The 17,525-nt window shown below is 38.8% G+C and carries 4 protein-coding genes; 2 read left to right on the top strand and 2 right to left on the bottom strand.

The features are described from left to right. Nucleotides 1-205: 205 nt before the first annotated feature. Both ACE1ET_RS12430 and nth read left to right on the top strand, forming a co-directional pair. Nucleotides 206-10,306, top strand: coding sequence for an Ig-like domain-containing protein (locus ACE1ET_RS12430; protein WP_375728735.1), 10,101 nt, complete (start codon nt 206-208; stop codon nt 10,304-10,306). 90 nt (nt 10,307-10,396) lie between these two features. Beyond that, nucleotides 10,397-11,032, top strand: coding sequence for an endonuclease III (gene nth / locus ACE1ET_RS12425; protein WP_375728734.1), 636 nt, complete (start codon nt 10,397-10,399; stop codon nt 11,030-11,032). Nucleotides 11,033-11,047: 15 nt separating this feature from the next. Here nth and ACE1ET_RS12420 read toward each other — a convergent pair whose 3' ends face one another. Both ACE1ET_RS12420 and ACE1ET_RS12415 read right to left on the bottom strand, forming a co-directional pair. After that, the gene (locus ACE1ET_RS12420) at nt 11,048-14,497 is read right to left on the bottom strand and encodes a PAS domain S-box protein (RefSeq protein ID WP_375728733.1); all 3,450 of its coding nucleotides are present in this window, start codon (nt 14,495-14,497) and stop codon (nt 11,048-11,050) included. Nucleotides 14,498-14,954: 457 nt separating this feature from the next. Beyond that, nucleotides 14,955-17,375 (bottom strand): TonB family protein, encoded by a 2,421-nt coding sequence (locus ACE1ET_RS12415; RefSeq protein WP_375728732.1) that lies wholly within the window; start codon nt 17,373-17,375, stop codon nt 14,955-14,957. Nucleotides 17,376-17,525 lie beyond the last annotated feature (150 nt).

The raw sequence follows: 17,525 nt of genomic DNA, 5'->3' as shown, positions 1-17,525 counted from the left end.
AAAAATAGAATATTTTTTCTTACGCACAAAATAATTAGTAAAAATTTAATCAAATATTTCCTGAGCCATTTTTTAGGTTAAATCCTTTGTTCATGCACGTTATAAATGCGTTTTCTTTTTGCTAAAAATGTTTTGAGTTGTGGATTTTTTTTGTTTATTTTGGAATTGTTTAACATATTAATAACATTGACTTATGTACCTAAGCATGTTAACCAGAAAGAATCTAGCGTTGTTTTTGTTTTTAAGCAACATATTTTTTGCTTATTCACAATTAGATACGATACATTATTTACCTCCATTATATGCCAATACAATCGTTGAAAAGGATTTTGGGGAGCAATATGTTGTTTTGTCGACCAATGAGTCTGTGCCGTTTACTGTCACGATGTTCAATACTGCTGGAAGATCCCAGCAGGTGCAAATTTCCAAAAGTCAGCCGCAGATTGTTGATCTTGGTTATCAACAGGCCGCCTGGGGAGTAGTTGATAAAAGTAATTTAAATACTGCACTGGACGATCACGGGATGGTATTGGTAGCTGAAAAACCTTTTTTTGTGAATGCCAGACACCGTTCAACAGTGCAGGGTTTGATGTTGACAACCAAAGGCAAGGTTGCAGCCGGACTGGATTTCTATACGGGGCATATTTACACTGTTTATGGTGAGAATGCACGACCAAGAAACCACTTTGTCTCCATTATGGCAACGGAGGACAATACACAGATAACCATAAGTAATCCTGATGCAAAATATTTAGACCATACCACCAACAGTTTTACAATTACTTTAAATCAGTATCAGTCTTATGTTGTTGCAGATGAAATTAATCTGCATACATGGACCGGAAGCCCTTATGATGCTGCTAATATTATCAGTGCTAATGCGATAAACGGATCCCATATCACCAGTGATAAACCAATAGTTGTAAATACCGGATCATGGCTGGGGGGTGGTTCATCCACTGTGCAGGATATTGGTGGCGATCAGATTGTACCTGTTGAGTACGTTGGGAAGGAATATGGAATTAATAAAGGACGTGGATCAACTCTGAATGAAAAGGCTCTTATTGTAGCTACTGCAAACAATACTACAATCAGCGTTAATGGTGCATCTGTAACTACATTGGCAAATGCAGGAGATCATATATTTCTGGATGATTCTTATTTTACAGCTTCAGGATTGATGTATGTGGAATCTTCTGAACCTGTTTATGTGTATCAGACACTGGGAGCTGATAACTCAGATGCAGCCATAGGTATGAGCTTTATTCCACCGTTGAATTGTATGGCTAATACAAAAGTAAATATACCTTTTGCCACACAAATGATTGCTAATGTGGATATGGCTGATCCAAACGGAAACAGTCCCATCCTTTCTCTGGTTACCAAAGTAGGATCAAACTTTACAGTAAACGGAACAGGTATATCAACAATTTTGTCAGGATATCCTAATAATAGTGGCCCAAATGTGATTGCTGGTACGGATTGGGTAAGTTATACCATATCGGATTTTAATTTTACAGGATTCACTCCAACGGGCGACTGGAATCTGGAAATAGATGCAGAACACGCCATTAATGCCTCGCTATCAGTGAGAGATGATCTGATCGGGGCAGGATGCTACTTTTCTGGATTTGGAGATAATCCACTTTTAACAAAGGAACCACTTATCACAGGAGGTACAGCATGTTATCCTAATAATGCGATTTTGAGAGCAAGTGGATTTCCATCTTATGAGTGGCAACTTGGGTCTAACTTTATATCAGGGGAATCGGATGACAGTCTTGTTGTTAATGATTTGGGGTTTTACCGTGTAAGGGGTGTAACAACCTGCGACGGTGTTACTGTAACTTCTAAGTTCTCAGAATATGTCGAAATAAATCCATGTGTTGCCATAAATGATGTTTCAATAACTGAACCATCAACTTTTCAGACTGTAACATTTACTGTTACATTAGGTACCGTGTATGCACAGGATGTATCATTCAGATATGAAACAGTTGCGGGAACCGCAAGTGCCAGCAAGGATTTTGCAGAAAAAAAAGGTGTGATTACCATTCCTGCAGGCAATACACAGGCTACTATTAATATTACTGTTGTTCCTGATGACGTGGACGAATATGATGAACAGTTTACAGTTGAACTTACTGATCCTGTTAATTGCGATTTTTCTAATCCTGTGGGAATCTGTACAATTATTGATAATGACGATCCGGGTTCATATAGTTTTGCGTCTGCAAGTATTTCTGTGAAAGAAGGGACAGATACGGCAGCCGTTTTTACAGTAAATCTGGATGAAATAAGCGAAAAGTTAACCTGGGTGCGCTATGTAACAAATGATATAAGTGCAATAGCCGGTCAGGATTATACCTCGGAAGCAGATACGCTCTTTTTCGCTCCTGGAACCACTACCGGAACAATTTCTATTCCGATACTTAATGATGATATTTTTGAACCGGCTCTGGAACAGTTCGTGCTGAATATTGCTGAAGCCGGGAATCTTGCATTTAACAATCTGGCATCAAGTAAACTTGCCCTTATAACAGATGATGATTTACCTGTATTCTTTTCAGTACTTGATACACAAACAATAGAAGGTAACGATCTGAATTTCTGGATCACAATTGATAAACCTTATGCTATAGATCTTGCAATTGATTATGCAACACAGGATGATCAGGCTACGATTGCAGATAATGATTATACTCCGGTGTCAGGTACAGCAACGTTTCCTGCAGGTACTACAGCCGTAAAAATAAGTGTGCCAACCGGTGATGATGAGACAGATGAAAACAATGAGAACCTGAAATTCAATTTGTCCAATTTACCATCTCCACATGCATTATATAATAAACCCAGTGCAAATGGTTTAATTATAGACGACGACTGTACTCCAATTGCTGTGCCAGATGCATTTACCACAGCAGAAGAGACACTTCTGAGTGGCGTATATGTTCTGGATAATGATCAGGGATTATGTGATACACCTCTAACACTCGCAGTTGTTAAATTGCCGGATCATGCGCAGACTTTTAATTTTAATGTTAATGACGGTGAGATCGAATATGAACCTGTTTTAAACTTCTTTGGAACGGATACCATTTCTTATTCCATTACAGATGCTGACGGTCAGAACACCCAGGCAAATGCAGTTATTACAGTTACCAATGTGAATGATGTTCCGGTAGCTGTGGATACTGCTATGACATTTAACGAAGATCAAGATGTAACCTTTTCTCCGCTTGAAAACGATTTGGATATTGATAGGTCCGGGTTATCCCTTGTTAGTATTTCTTCTGTATCGAATGCAACAGTAACCATAGACGCAAATGGAACGGATCTTCACTTTACTCCGGATTTGGATTTTAGTGGCGTAGTAACGTTTGATTATACTATGCAGGATGGTGAAGGCGACCAGTCAACTGCTACAATAACCATTACGCTTAACCCGGTAAATGATAATCCAGGGGCAGTTGATGATAATGTGACAACAGATGAGGATGTGCTGAGTATTGCATTTGATCCGCTTTTGAATGACTACGATGCTGATAACAGCGGATTATCAATAGTTTCAGTTGGTTCATCTGTAAACGGTACCATTATACCTCAGGGAGGTGGTATATATAAGTATCAACCGAACCTGAACTTTAACGGTATGGATTCAGCATCCTATGTTATTCAGGATGGGGAAGGTGATCAGTCAACAGGTAAGATTTATTTTACCGTTACTCCTGTAAATGATCCACCGGTAGCGGTTTTAGAGAACCGGATCACCCAGGAAGACACACCTATAAATATTAAGGTGCTTACAAACGATTCAGATGTGGATGGCAATCTTTCACCATCCGGAGTTACCATTACACAGAATCCGACGCATGGTACTGTGGTTGTGGAAGCTGACGGAAGTGTGACTTATACACCTGATGCCAACTATTTCGGGCAGGATAATTTTTACTATAAATTAATTGACGATGCCGGTGCAGAGTCGAATACGGTAATGGACAGAATTCTGGTCTTCCCGGTAGATGATCTTCCCATCGCAGTTAATGATACTGCAACAACAATTGAAGATGCAGTATCTCCACTGATTGTATCTCCACTGAATAATGATTCGGATCCTGATAATTCAGGTTTGATTCTATCGATCGTTGATCCACCAGTAAATGGTTCAGCAATAATTTTCGGTAATAATATACTGTATACACCAAATGCAGATTATTATGGTATGGATTCTATCCTTTATCAAATAAAGGAAGTTGGTTCAGGAGGTGGAACCGCACAGGCATACATTATAATTACCGTTACTCCGGTTAATGATATTCCTGTAGCACACGATGATAATGCTACTGTGCTTGAAGATAATTCTGTAGATATTTCAGTACTGAATAATGATGATGATCCGGATGTCATGGGATTAACCATTGTTTCTGTGTCAGATCCTGCAAACGGTACTGCAACAATTAGCGGTAATCAGATACACTATGTACCGGATCCTAATTATTTTGGGCCTGATTCATTTACCTACACAATTGAAGATGGTCAGGGAGACCAGGCAACAGCAAATGTTTATATTACTGTAAATCCGGATAATTCTGATGCCCCGATAGCAAATAATGATTTTGTAACTACCTCAGAAGATACAAGTGTTGATGTGAATCCAGTTCTGAATGATGAGGATCCGGATCTCAGCGGGATAACTATGAGCATTGTTTCAGCGCCTGTTCACGGAAATATTACATCTGTAGCAGGTAATCTGATCACTTACGCTCCGGCTGCCAATTATAACGGACAGGATACCATCGTATATCAGATTCAGGAAAACGGGGCAGGTGGAAGTACTGATCAGGGACTGATTATAATTACCATTACTCCGGTAAATGACATTCCGGTGGCAAATGATGATAATTACACTATTAACGAAGATGTTACTACAGATTTTGATGTGATCGCAAATGATGATGATCCGGATTTTAACGGACTCACAATCGTATCAGTTGGAACACCGTCACACGGTACTGTTACAATCGTAACCAACCTGATTCATTATGTTCCCGATGCAGATTATTATGGAAGTGATTCATTTACCTATACTATCGAAGATTATAATGGTGATCAGGCAACAGCAACTGTTTCTGTTACTATTAATTCAGATGATACGGATGCGCCGGTTGCTGTAAATGATACAGTTACTACTGATGAAGATGTGGCTGTTGTGATCTCTCCGTTAACTAATGATTATGATCCTGACGGAACAGGATTGACGATAAGTATTTTGACTGCTGCGGATAGTGGTTCTGTTGTGATCTCAGGTTCGGATCTGACTTATACACCGAATGCAAACTTCAATGGTCTGGATTCTATCCAGTATCAGATTGAAGAGGTAGGTGCCAATAATCAGACAGCCACCGCATGGATTCATATAACCGTGACTCCGGTAAATGACCTTCCGGACGCTATTGATGATGCTGAAACTGTACTTGAAGATAACAGTATTAATATTGATCCTTTGGTGAATGACCTTGATCCCGATCGCGGTGGTTTAACCATTACACATATCACCGGACCAGTAAATGGAACAGGTTCCATCAATGCCGGATCAAGTATAGATTATACTCCTGATGCAGATTTCTTTGGTGCAGATTCCATTGTTTACACCATTGCCGATTTGGATGGCGATCTGGATTCAGCCGTTATCAGGATTGCTGTTACACCTGATGATACGGATGTACCGGTTCCAACAAATGATACAATTACTACCGATGAAGATGTGGCAGTTGTGATCTCTCCATTAATTAATGATTATGATCCTGACGGAACAGGATTGACTGTTAGTATTGTAACTGCTCCGGATAGTGGTTCTGTTGTGATTTCAGGTTCGGATCTGACTTATACTCCGAATGCAAACTTCAGTGGTCTGGATTCTATCGAGTATCAGGTTGAGGAGGTAGGTGCCAATAATCAGACAGCTACAGCGTGGATTCATATAACTGTTACCCCGGTGAATGATCTTCCGGACGCTATTGATGATACTGAAACCGTACTTGAAGATAACAGTATTAATATTGATCCTTTGGTGAATGACCTCGATCTCGATCGCGGTGGTTTAACCATTACACATATCACCGGACCAGTAAATGGAACAGGTTCCATCAATGCCGGATCAAGCATAGATTACACTCCTGATGCAGATTTCTTTGGTGCAGATTCCATTATTTATACTATCAGCGATGTGGATGGCGATTTGGATTCAGCTGTGATCAGGATTACTGTAACACCGGATGATACGGATATGCCGGTTCCTGTGAATGATACAGTTACTACCGATGAAGACGTAGCCGTTGTGATCTCTCCATTAACAAATGATTATGATCCGGATGGAACAGGATTGATCCTTGGTATTGTAACTGCACCGGACAGCGGATCGGTTGTGATTTCGGGTTCAGATATGACTTATACACCGAACAGTGATTTCTTTGGAATGGATTCAATTGAATACCAGGTAGAAGAAGTTGGAGCTAACAATCAAACAGCTACAGCATGGATAATTATTACTGTAAATTCGGTCAACGATATACCTGACGCTGTTTTTGATACCATCACCGTAAATGAGGATGAACAGGATACGGTTTATGTATTGCTGAACGACCTTGATCCTGATCGTGGTGGTTTGAAAGTGATCGATTTAGGTCCGTCACCAAACAGTGTTTCGCAGATTTCAACGGATAGTACATATGTAATATATATCCCAAATCCGGATTATTTCGGACCGGATTCTCTGTATTATTATATTGAGGATGTGGATGGAGATATCGATTCTGCTTTGATAAAAGCAACTGTAATTTATAACGATGCAGATCCGCCGGATGCCGTAAGAGATACTTTTGAATTTAATGAGGATGAAAGCGGAGTGGTTCAGCCAATGTTAAACGATTATGATCCTGACAGATCAGGTCTGATAATGACACTGATTTCTGCACCGGATTCCGGTCAGTTTATTAACCAGGGTGATACAGCATTTATGTACATTCCACCTGCCAACTATCACGGAACAGATACTGCGGTTTACCAGATTCAGGAAGTTGCAGCAGGTATGCAAACCGATATCGATACCATGATCTTCATTGTTTATGCCGTGAACGATACACCTGTGGCAGTCATTGATACACTGATTCTGGACGAAGACACACAGGATTCAGTTTACGTGTTGCTAAATGATTTGGATCCTGATTATTCAGGAATTAAACTGGTTGATGTGGTTTCAACACCAAATGCTTTGGCTGAAATTTCAGATGACAGCACATATATACGATATACACCGGTAATGGATTTCTTCGGAAACGATTCGGTTCTGTATTATATTTCAGATGGTGAAGGTGATGTGGATTCCGCTTATGTAAGAGTAATTGTAAATGCTGATACAACAGATGTGCCGGTTGCGAATGATGATATGGTTCCAATCACTGAAGATATGAGTGTTGATATCTTACCACTGGATAATGATTATGATGCTGATTTAAGTGGTTTAATATTATCAATTCTTGACGGTCCGGATAATGGAACTTATGTGCTGCATAACGATACGGTTACATATACCCCTGATCCGAATTTTAATGGTAGAGATACTATTTTCTATCAGATTCAGGAGGCAGGTGCGGGACAAAGCACCGCTACAGCATATATTTATATTGAAATTGATACTGTAAATGAGCGGCCTATTGCTAATCCCGATTCCATTAGCATACTTGAAGATAGTTCAGACACGATCTGGGTATTATTGAACGACATTGATCTGGACTGGGAAGGCATTATTGTTGATTCGGTTTCCATGTCGGATACAGCAATAGTAGAACTGACAGCTGATTCAACGGGTGTGATATATACGCCTTCTGCCAATTTCTACGGTGCAGATTCGGTATTTTACATATTGCGTGATGGACAGGGAGATCTGGATACTGCCTGGATATATATTAATGTGATTGCTGTGAACGATACGCCACATGCACAGAACGATATCATAGTCATCAGTGAAGATGAAACCGGAAGTGTAAATATTCTGGCCAATGATGAGGATCCTGACCGTCAGGGTGTGGACATTACCGTCGGTAGTCCGGTTCAGAATGGTAATATAACTATTGATCCGAATGGTGATGTGGTTTATACTCCTGATGCGAATTATTTCGGATCAGACAGCCTGAAATACTATATTACTGATAAGGAAAATGATGTGGACAGTGCATGGCTTTATATTACAATTACAGCAGTTAACGATACGCCTGTAGTGGTAAACGATAATGCCATTATGCTGGAAGAAACGGTGACAGATATTCCAATTCTTATCAACGATTATGATGTGGAAGGACCGATTCCGTTTGATAGTATTTTTATTGCATTTACAACAAATAATGGTGATGCAATTCTGCTTCCTGGAACAGGTGTGATCCGTTATACTCCGGTAGTGAATTATTATGGTTTGGACAGTCTTGGATATTTCGTAAAAGATAATGAGGGACTGGCATCCGATACAGCTTATGTATATATTACTGTAATGAATGTGAATGATATTCCGGTTGCAACTGAAGATACAGTGAATATACCGGAAGATTCAAGTGCCGTGATTGCCGTTCTGGATAATGATGAGGATCCGGATCATTCAGGTCTTGATATTACAATAGTTGATGGACCAGCGAACGGCACAGCTGCACTTAACAATGATACCGTTTATTATACTCCGGATGCCAATTACTTTGGTAATGATACGATAAGGTACATTATTGTAGATGGAGAAGGTGATACGGTTGCCGCAAATATCCTGATTACAGTAGAATCAGTGAACGATATACCGGTTGCCAACGACGATTTCGTGTCAATTCTGGAAGAAACAATGGTTGATATTCCGGTTCTGGTAAACGATAGTGATGTGGAAGCGGCTATTCCGCTTGATTCTGTCTTTATCGTTGCGACAACAAATCATGGTGTTGCTACTTTAATTTCAGGCACGGGTGTAATTAATTATGTTCCTGAGGTGAATTTCTATGGCAATGATACGTTGACGTATTATGTGAAAGATACCGATGGGGCACTTTCTGATACAGCAACAGTGGTGATAAATGTTCAGAATGTGAACGAAAACCCGGATGCCGTGGATGACTATTATTATATGCCTGAAGATTCAGTGATTGATCTGATGATCCTTGTGAATGATCTGGATGCAGACAAAAGTGGCCTTTCACTCGATTCAATATTAGATCCTTTCCACGGAACGCTTGATATGGATAAAGCTCCGGATACCATCAGGTATATTCCTGAACCAGATTACTTTGGTATGGATTCTATTAAGTATTTCATTTCAGATGGCGAAAACGATCTGGATTCAGCATGGATCTATATTGAGATTTATTCCGTGAACGATGTGCCGGTAGCATTGAATGATACGATTATTATTTCAGATCTGGATGGTGATACGCTGGCTATTCTGACTAACGATTACGATGCGGAAACAACGTTGACAGGAAATCATGTGGTAATAGAGGTTCTGCCGACAATGGGAAGTGCATATATTGACTTTACAACAGGTGAACTGATTTATGTCATGGATATGGACTTCTATTATTCGGATTCACTTACCTATGTTATTACGGATGATGATGGTGCTTCGGATACGGCCATGGTTTATATACTTGATACTGACAGCATCCTTGATTCGGATGACGATGGAATTCCTAACCTGGTGGAAGGAAACGAAGATATGGTGGATATGGACGGTATTCCGAATTACCTTGATCTGGATTCGGATGGCGATCAGATACCGGATGCTATTGAAGGATTACTCGACAGGGATGGAAACGGTATCGAGGACTATATTGATCCGTTTGACTGGGATGCGGATTCCGATGGTGATGGCATGCCAAACCGCTATGAGGATACCAATAACGATGGTAACCCGTACAACGATGATTGCGACGGCGACGGCGTGGTTAACTACCTGGATGCTACGGATAACTGTGAGGATTACCTTGATATTCCTAACGGGTTCTCTCCAAACGGTGACGGGATTAATGATCTGTTCTACATCGAAGGGTTATGGAACTTCCCGGATGCTGAGATTTATATCTTCAACCGTTGGGGCAACAGGGTTTTCGATATGAAGTATTACGGTGATGAAGATCGCTACGGACCTTACGAAGCATGGTGGAATGGTCAGAGTAACCGGATTGGTAAAGCTGATGTCCCCGAAGGTGTTTATTTCTACAGGTTGACTCTGGGACGCGGGCGTAAAGTGAAAGAAGGCTATATTCACCTGAGACGCTAACTAAAATAAAACTATATTTGTAGAGCATTCCCGGCAAAACCGGGAATGTTTGTTTATTGAAGTCATCTTAATTCTTAAGTCTTTTCAGGTATGACAAAAAAAGAGCGCTTTCAACAATTTATTGAATGGTTTCAGGTGAATATGCCTGAAGCGGAAACAGAACTTGTTTATACGGATCCGTATGAGTTACTGGTTGCCGTAATTCTTTCAGCCCAGTGCACAGATAAACGGGTAAATATGTTGACTCCGGCTATCTTTACAAAATATCCTGATCCTGAAAGCATGGCTAAGGCTAGTGTGGAAGACATCTTTGAACATATAAAAAGTTGTTCTTATCCGAATAATAAAGCCAAACATTTGAAAGGCATGGCAGAGACACTGGTAAATACTTTTGGTGGCATTGTTCCCGATACGGTGGAAGAGCTTCAGAAATTACCGGGTGTTGGCCGGAAAACCGCCAATGTTATAGCGTCTGTGGTCTTCAATAAACCGGCTATGGCAGTGGATACACATGTTTTCAGGGTAGCCGAACGCATTGGTCTGACCACAAATGCAAAGAATCCTTTGGACTCTGAATTACAGCTTATTAAATACATTCCTGAAGAACTGATCCCAAAAGCACACCACTGGCTGATCCTTCACGGGCGATATGTTTGTCTCGCACGTAAACCCAAATGCGAGGAATGCGGTATAACCGGAATTTGCAGGTATTACAAAAGACTATGAAAGTGTATGTTCGGATTAATTATTTCTACTCTTTATAGGTAAACGAACGAAAAATTCAGATCCTTCTTCCGGGCTGGAATCTACCCATATTTCACCATGCAGCATTTTAACATAGGCTTTTGTAATTGAAAGTCCTAGTCCTGTACCTTCAAAGGTTTTTCTATAACCGGATTCTGCCTGTACAAAACGATCGAAAATAGCGTCTTTAACATTGTCCTTTATCCCTATTCCGGAATCTTTAACATAAAATAAAAGATGGTCGTGACGTGCTTGATAACCAAATTCAACAAATCCTTTAAACGTATATTTGATGGCATTCTTAATCAGGTTTGTGAAAATTGCATTTAGTTTTTCCTTATCTGTTTCAATTCTGAAATTAGTAAATAGTAAGTCGGGTTTATAAGAAAGAAGTAGTTTTTTTGCTCCTGCTTCGGGTTTGAAAAACCTTGATTGTTCCAATAAAAGGTTATGAATATTTACCGTTTCAATTTTAAGGTTTACCATTCCTGCTTCAATCTTTGACAGGTCCATAAGGTCATTTATTGTTGTCAGCATTCTGTTCCCGCTTTCCTGAATTATACGAATGTATTCCTGAGATTCTTCTCCTGAAAGATGCGGGTCGGTTAAAAGTTCTGAAAAACCCAAAATACCATTCATTGGGGTACGAATCTCATGACTCATATTTGCCAGGAATGCCGATTTTAATCTGTCACTTTCCTCTGCTTTTTCCTTGGCAAGGATCAACTCACTGATTATCTCTTTTCGTTTGGTAATATTCTCTTTAATTGCTACAAAATGAGTTATTTCTCCGCTTCTGTCTGTTACTGCAGAAATGTTAACCTCTTCCCAGATAATATCTCCATATTTTGTTTTATTTTGCAATTCACCAGACCAATCCTTTTTTGCAAGTATTGTATCCCAGAGTTCTTTATATACGCTATCTGGTTGGTATCCCGATTTAAGGATTTTTGGATTTTGTCCAAGTGCCTCATCAAATGTGTATCCCGTAATTCTGGTGAAGCTTTTATTTACATATTCAATATTACCCTTTTTATCTGTTATTACAATGCTTACAGGACTCTGATCAACTGATCTGCTCAACAGTTTCAGCTGATTTTCAACTGTTTTCTTTTCTGTAATATCCACACTTATTCCAAAAAGCGCTTTAGGCATTCCTTTTGAATCAAATACCGGACAAAGAAGTGATTGTAATGCTTTTGTTTTATTTTTTACTTTTACCGGTAGTTCATAAGATAATTCCTTTTTTTCAGCAAAGGTTTTTTCTGCAACGGCCCACATATCCTGAAGTTCTTTCTCTGGGACAAATTTTTGGTAGTATTCCGGAGATACATTGTTATTTTTCCCCTGCTTTACACCAAAAATCCTAAACATATTTTTCGACCAGATTATTTGGTTTGTGTTCAGGTCCCATAACCAGTTCCCGAAGCCTGCAAGCTGTTCTGCTTTATTTAGCCTGTTCTCACTTTCTACTAATTTCTCTTCCGCTTTTTTTCGTGTGGTAATGTCTCGGATAATAGCTGCAAAGTAAATGTTATTTTCAGTATCCCATTTTGAAAGAGATAGCTCGAGTGGGATTAATGAACCATTTTTATGTTTCCCGTAAAACTCAATTGTTGAGATATCGATCGGAGACTTCTTTTGCTTTTTAAACCATTCAGACCATGAAATATGCTTGTTTTTTAAATGCTTTGGGATCAACATAAATATATCCTTGTCAAGAACTTCATTTTTGGCGTATCCAAAAATGTTGTTGGCTGCCGTATTCCAATCCCAAATGACACCCTCACTATTTGTAATGATGATGGCGTCGTTAGCGGAATGAAATACAGAACGAAACTTTTCTTCACTTTCTTTGAGTACCAGATCAGCATGCTTTTGCTTTGTGATGTCCTGAATAATACCTGTGACGGTATAATCATTTGAATTGTACTCAGCTAAAGAATGAATATCAATAATTTCCCCGTCGGAAGGGCGTTTAATTTTAAATTCAACATCGTATTTCTTATTGTATTTGATTAATTCTTCTATTGCAGAATCAAGCATATTTCGATATTCAGGCAAAGGAATTTTTTGCAAATCAGATATATTGTATTCAAGATTCGGATCAATGCCATAAATCCTGTATGATTCATCAGAAACAATAACCTTACCGGAATTTAAATCAAACAACCAGCTCCCGGTTTTACCAATTTCCTGTGCTTTTTTTAATTGCTTTTCACTTTCATTTATTTTTTCCTTAATATAATATTCTTTTGTAACATCTCTGAAGACAAGAATTACACCTGACACTTTATTCTGTCTGTCCAGAATTGGTGATCCGGAATCCGAAATCTGGTACTCTGTGCCATTTTTTGATATTAGTTTAGTATGATTGGCCAGACCAACAATTTGCCCCGTCTTAATAACTTTTTTTACAGGCGATTCTGCTATTTTATTTGTAATGCTATTATAAATCTTAAATACGTCTTCTAACGCTTTGCCATATGCATCTTCGGCTTTCCATTCAGTTAAAGATTCAGCAACCGGATTCATCCGGGTAATATTTCCGTTTACATCTGTTGTAATAACAGCATCTCCTATTGAATATAGCGTGGTTTTTAAATTCTCCTCGTTTTCTCTTAATGCAATTTCAATGTTTTTCTTTTCAGTGATATCTTCAACAAATCCCTCAATTAAATTCTTTTCTCCTGCTTTAACCTTAATGCCTTTTTCCCATACCCAACTTGTTTCTCCGGTTGAAGTTATAATCCGGTATTCAATAACAAAATAATCCTGTTTGTTAAATGCTGCCTGGATTTCATCCCAGATACGCTTTTTGTCCTGCGGATGTATAATAGAATTATACGTGCGAACTTCATTGTTTATGAAATCAGAAGCAGGGAAACCAGTGATGTCCAAAATAGTATCACTTAGGTATTCCATGGTCCAGTTTTTATCAATTCTACATCGATAAATAAAACCATTAAGGTTATGAATAAGATTGCGTAATGATGGTGGCGATAGTGGTGACGAAGGAGTTTTGTAACTTAATTTGTCAGCTCTTTTGTCTTCATCAGGAGGCTTGCGGAGAATACTGATCTTTAGAAGTGTTTTAATTAAAGGAATCAGTTCGATTTCTTTGATTGGTTTGGCTAGATAAAGAACTGTTGTTTCATCCTCTTCATTCAAATATGTTATAGGTTGTTTGGGATCATATATAATAACTATGGGTATACCCTTTGTTGTTTTTCCATCCCTTAATTTGTTAATTATTTCTGATGTATTGTCTGAATTACCGTTGAATTCAATAAATATAAGATCTGTTTTCTTTTTCCTGACATGATTAATGAAGGATTCTGTATCTGAATAATGTATAATGTTCGTATTAGAAAATTCTTTCGTACTAAAGTTGGAAAAAGTTTTTTGAGTCTCTGGATTAAAATTTATGGTGAGAAAGTCGTTCATATGCTGCGCATTATGGTGGAGAAGGCGTAAAAGTAAGTAAAAAAAAGAAGAAAAACATATAGAATTAACAATAAAATAACATTTTAATGTTTGATATATTTAGGAGGCTATTTTAAAAAATAATGGAGCGCATCAAAGATCTTTATAAGTCTCTTATTTGTTATGCATGACATAGGAACTAAATCACAATGAATGCGTTCGGTTATATTGGTATCCTTAAGATAGGAAAAATTCAAAGATTGTCACGAACCTTTATTATGCATATATCTTTGATGGAAGATTGTGTTGCCGGATGAATCTGTTTTTAAAGCATATTAGCAAAAACGTAATTATATTGGTTGAAATTAGTATAAAATTAAAATGTTCTTAGGCTCTTGATGTAGTTATATGAGTTTGAATTACAGTTGATTATATTGTATCTGTTTTAATTGTAAATCCAGGATAAATATTTTTCAATTCAGCAGGGCACCTTAATATATTTCTTTCGGTCTCCTTTGCTGTCAGGACGAGATGGGTATACTGACTTGTAATACGAATTTCCAGTATCAAAATTTATAGGTAGCATAAAACTGACCCTGACTTTTTTCCCTCTTTGTTCTCCGGGAATCCATCTGGGCATCATTTTCACCACACGCAAAGCTTCTGCATTTAATAATGAATCAACGCCGCGAACAATCTGTGGATTTACAATATTACCTTTTGTATCTACTTCAAAACTGACATAAACTCTTCCACTTATCCCTGCTGCCTTTGCTTCCGGTGGATAGGTGACGTTATTTCTCAAAAAGTTCATCATTGCATTTACACCACCTGGAAATTCCGGCATTTTTTCCACAACCTGGAAAATTGCATTTTCGTCAAGGGCTTCTTCTTCAATATCGACATCCATAAGTACTGTCTCATCAAATTCGGCATCAACAATATTCAGATTTGAGGAGACAGGTGGTGGAGTCTGGTTGCGCCCGATTGCGGAATTATTCACACCTTCAGGAAGTGGTATGGGTTGCCTTACAGTTACAGGAATGCTGTTTGGATTCACAAGGGATGAGTCTATTGCAATAAATGAAGTATATTCTGTCAGGAGGTTATATTGTAATCCCAGGCGGGTTATTTCATCCACCAGTTCTTTTTTGTCCTTATTGTGGCTCCATGTGTCATTTCCTAAGGAGTTGTAATCAGATACCAGACGTATTTTTTCTCTGGCCCATAAATACTTAAGGGCACTGTTCTTTCGATTTTCGTTCTGAATTGCTATGGATTTGACTAAAATACTTTTCCCGCTTTGTCCTTCAATTTTCAGAAGTCCGTTTGCATTATTCCGGTATTTGCCGGAAATAATTACAGGCCTGTCGGCAAACAGATCAGGAACATTTTCGGGTAGTACATCATACACATCTATACCTTCAAATGTAGCATGAATATTCGTTAGTACAGGTTGGGAAATATATGTTTTAAATTTTTCTGCCATTTCCCTTGCTTCCTGCTTGTTTTGTGCTATAAAAGGTTCGCCGTAACCTACGTGAGCCATTCCTTCTATGATGTAGCGATTAACTCCACGTCCGATGCCGAAGGAAAAGAAATTAGCTTTTCCAAGGTTCTCACGTATAAAATCAAATGTCTGCTTTTCAACCGTTACATAGCCATCGGTAAGAATCACAAATGTTCGTGCATAATTCTCAGTTGCATTCAGGTTCATGGCTGCTTTTAAACCACATAATAACTCTGTTCCTCCATAGCCTGACTGGTTATTAATAAAATACATGGCTTCATCTATATTCTCCGCATTGGCTTTCATGGAATTCTTTGATAACATCGTAGATCCTCCGGCAAACAGAATAACATTGAACAGATCATTTTCTTTCAGACCGCCTAATATTTCAGTCATAATTTGTTTGGAGATGTCCAGTGGAAACCCTTCCATTGAACCGGAAACATCCACAATAAAAACATATTCCCTGGGTGGAATTTCTTCCGGTGTCAAGCGTTCAGGCGGTTGCATCATGGCGAGGAAATAATTTTCACCATTTGGATCATCGTATAATAATACACCGGTTTGTACTCCGTTTCCTGCAAGACGGTACTGCATAACGAAATCCCGGTTTCCGCCCTGTGGCTCATTAAGCGTCAGGGTAGCTTCTGATTTACTGGCATATTCTATTCTGTTCTGGTGTGTGGTGCAACGAATATCCTGGATAGGAATGGAGGTATTCAGATCAATAGTTAATGTCAGTATGGAGGTTGGCTTTACGCCTTTCATCAGATATGGATTTCCATTCCATGTTTCAGTCTTAGGTGTCGTCATCTCTTTTTTACTCACATACCTTGGACCAACAACAGTAGGATAGACAAATTCATATATCTTATCGGTTGGAATTAAGAGTTCGGTGTAGGACAGGTTGACTTCAATGGTGGCACCGGGCATAATATTCGCCACATTCATTTTTAACACATTCGGGCGTTCCTGTTCTAAAAGTGACGTTCGTTTTCCTTCCTTCTTAGCCGATTCATACATATTGCGGGCCTTTGCTTTCTCTTCAATTACGGCTCTGATTTCTCTTTTGCCAATCTTCATAACCATATCGTAAACAGCAGAACGTGTGGAGGCGGGAAAAACATAGATGGCTTCAATTGGAGTATTCCCTGTGTTCATATACGTTTGTTTTACATTTACATCGGCAATAACCCCTGAAATGTTTACATGAACATCGGTTGACTTTAGAGGAAGGCTGGCTTCCTGGTTTTCATCAGTAATGACAACAAAATAAGGTGATTCATTTTTGGCGTCTGATGCTTTTGCAGCATAGGATGTTGAAAACAGGAATGTAAGCATAAGAAGTCCAGTGACGGATAGTTTTCTTTTACAGGCTGGAGTATTCATAAGGCAAAAAATTGAACGTTAATAAAATACAGGTCATACGTTAGAGAGAATAAAAGAACGTGGTGTACTCACATACTAATAAAACTTCGTAACCTTTCAATTTATTGTGTGATCAGGATAGAAGTTATCCGATTGGGAAGATTGGACAGA

It is taken from the genome of Quyinboa mangrovi (assembly GCF_042219825.1).
Lineage (GTDB): Bacteria > Bacteroidota > Bacteroidia > Bacteroidales > UBA5342 > JBHJHP01.
The sequence above is the reverse complement of the archived record's forward strand: the minus strand, read 5'-3'. Positions and strand labels throughout refer to the sequence as shown.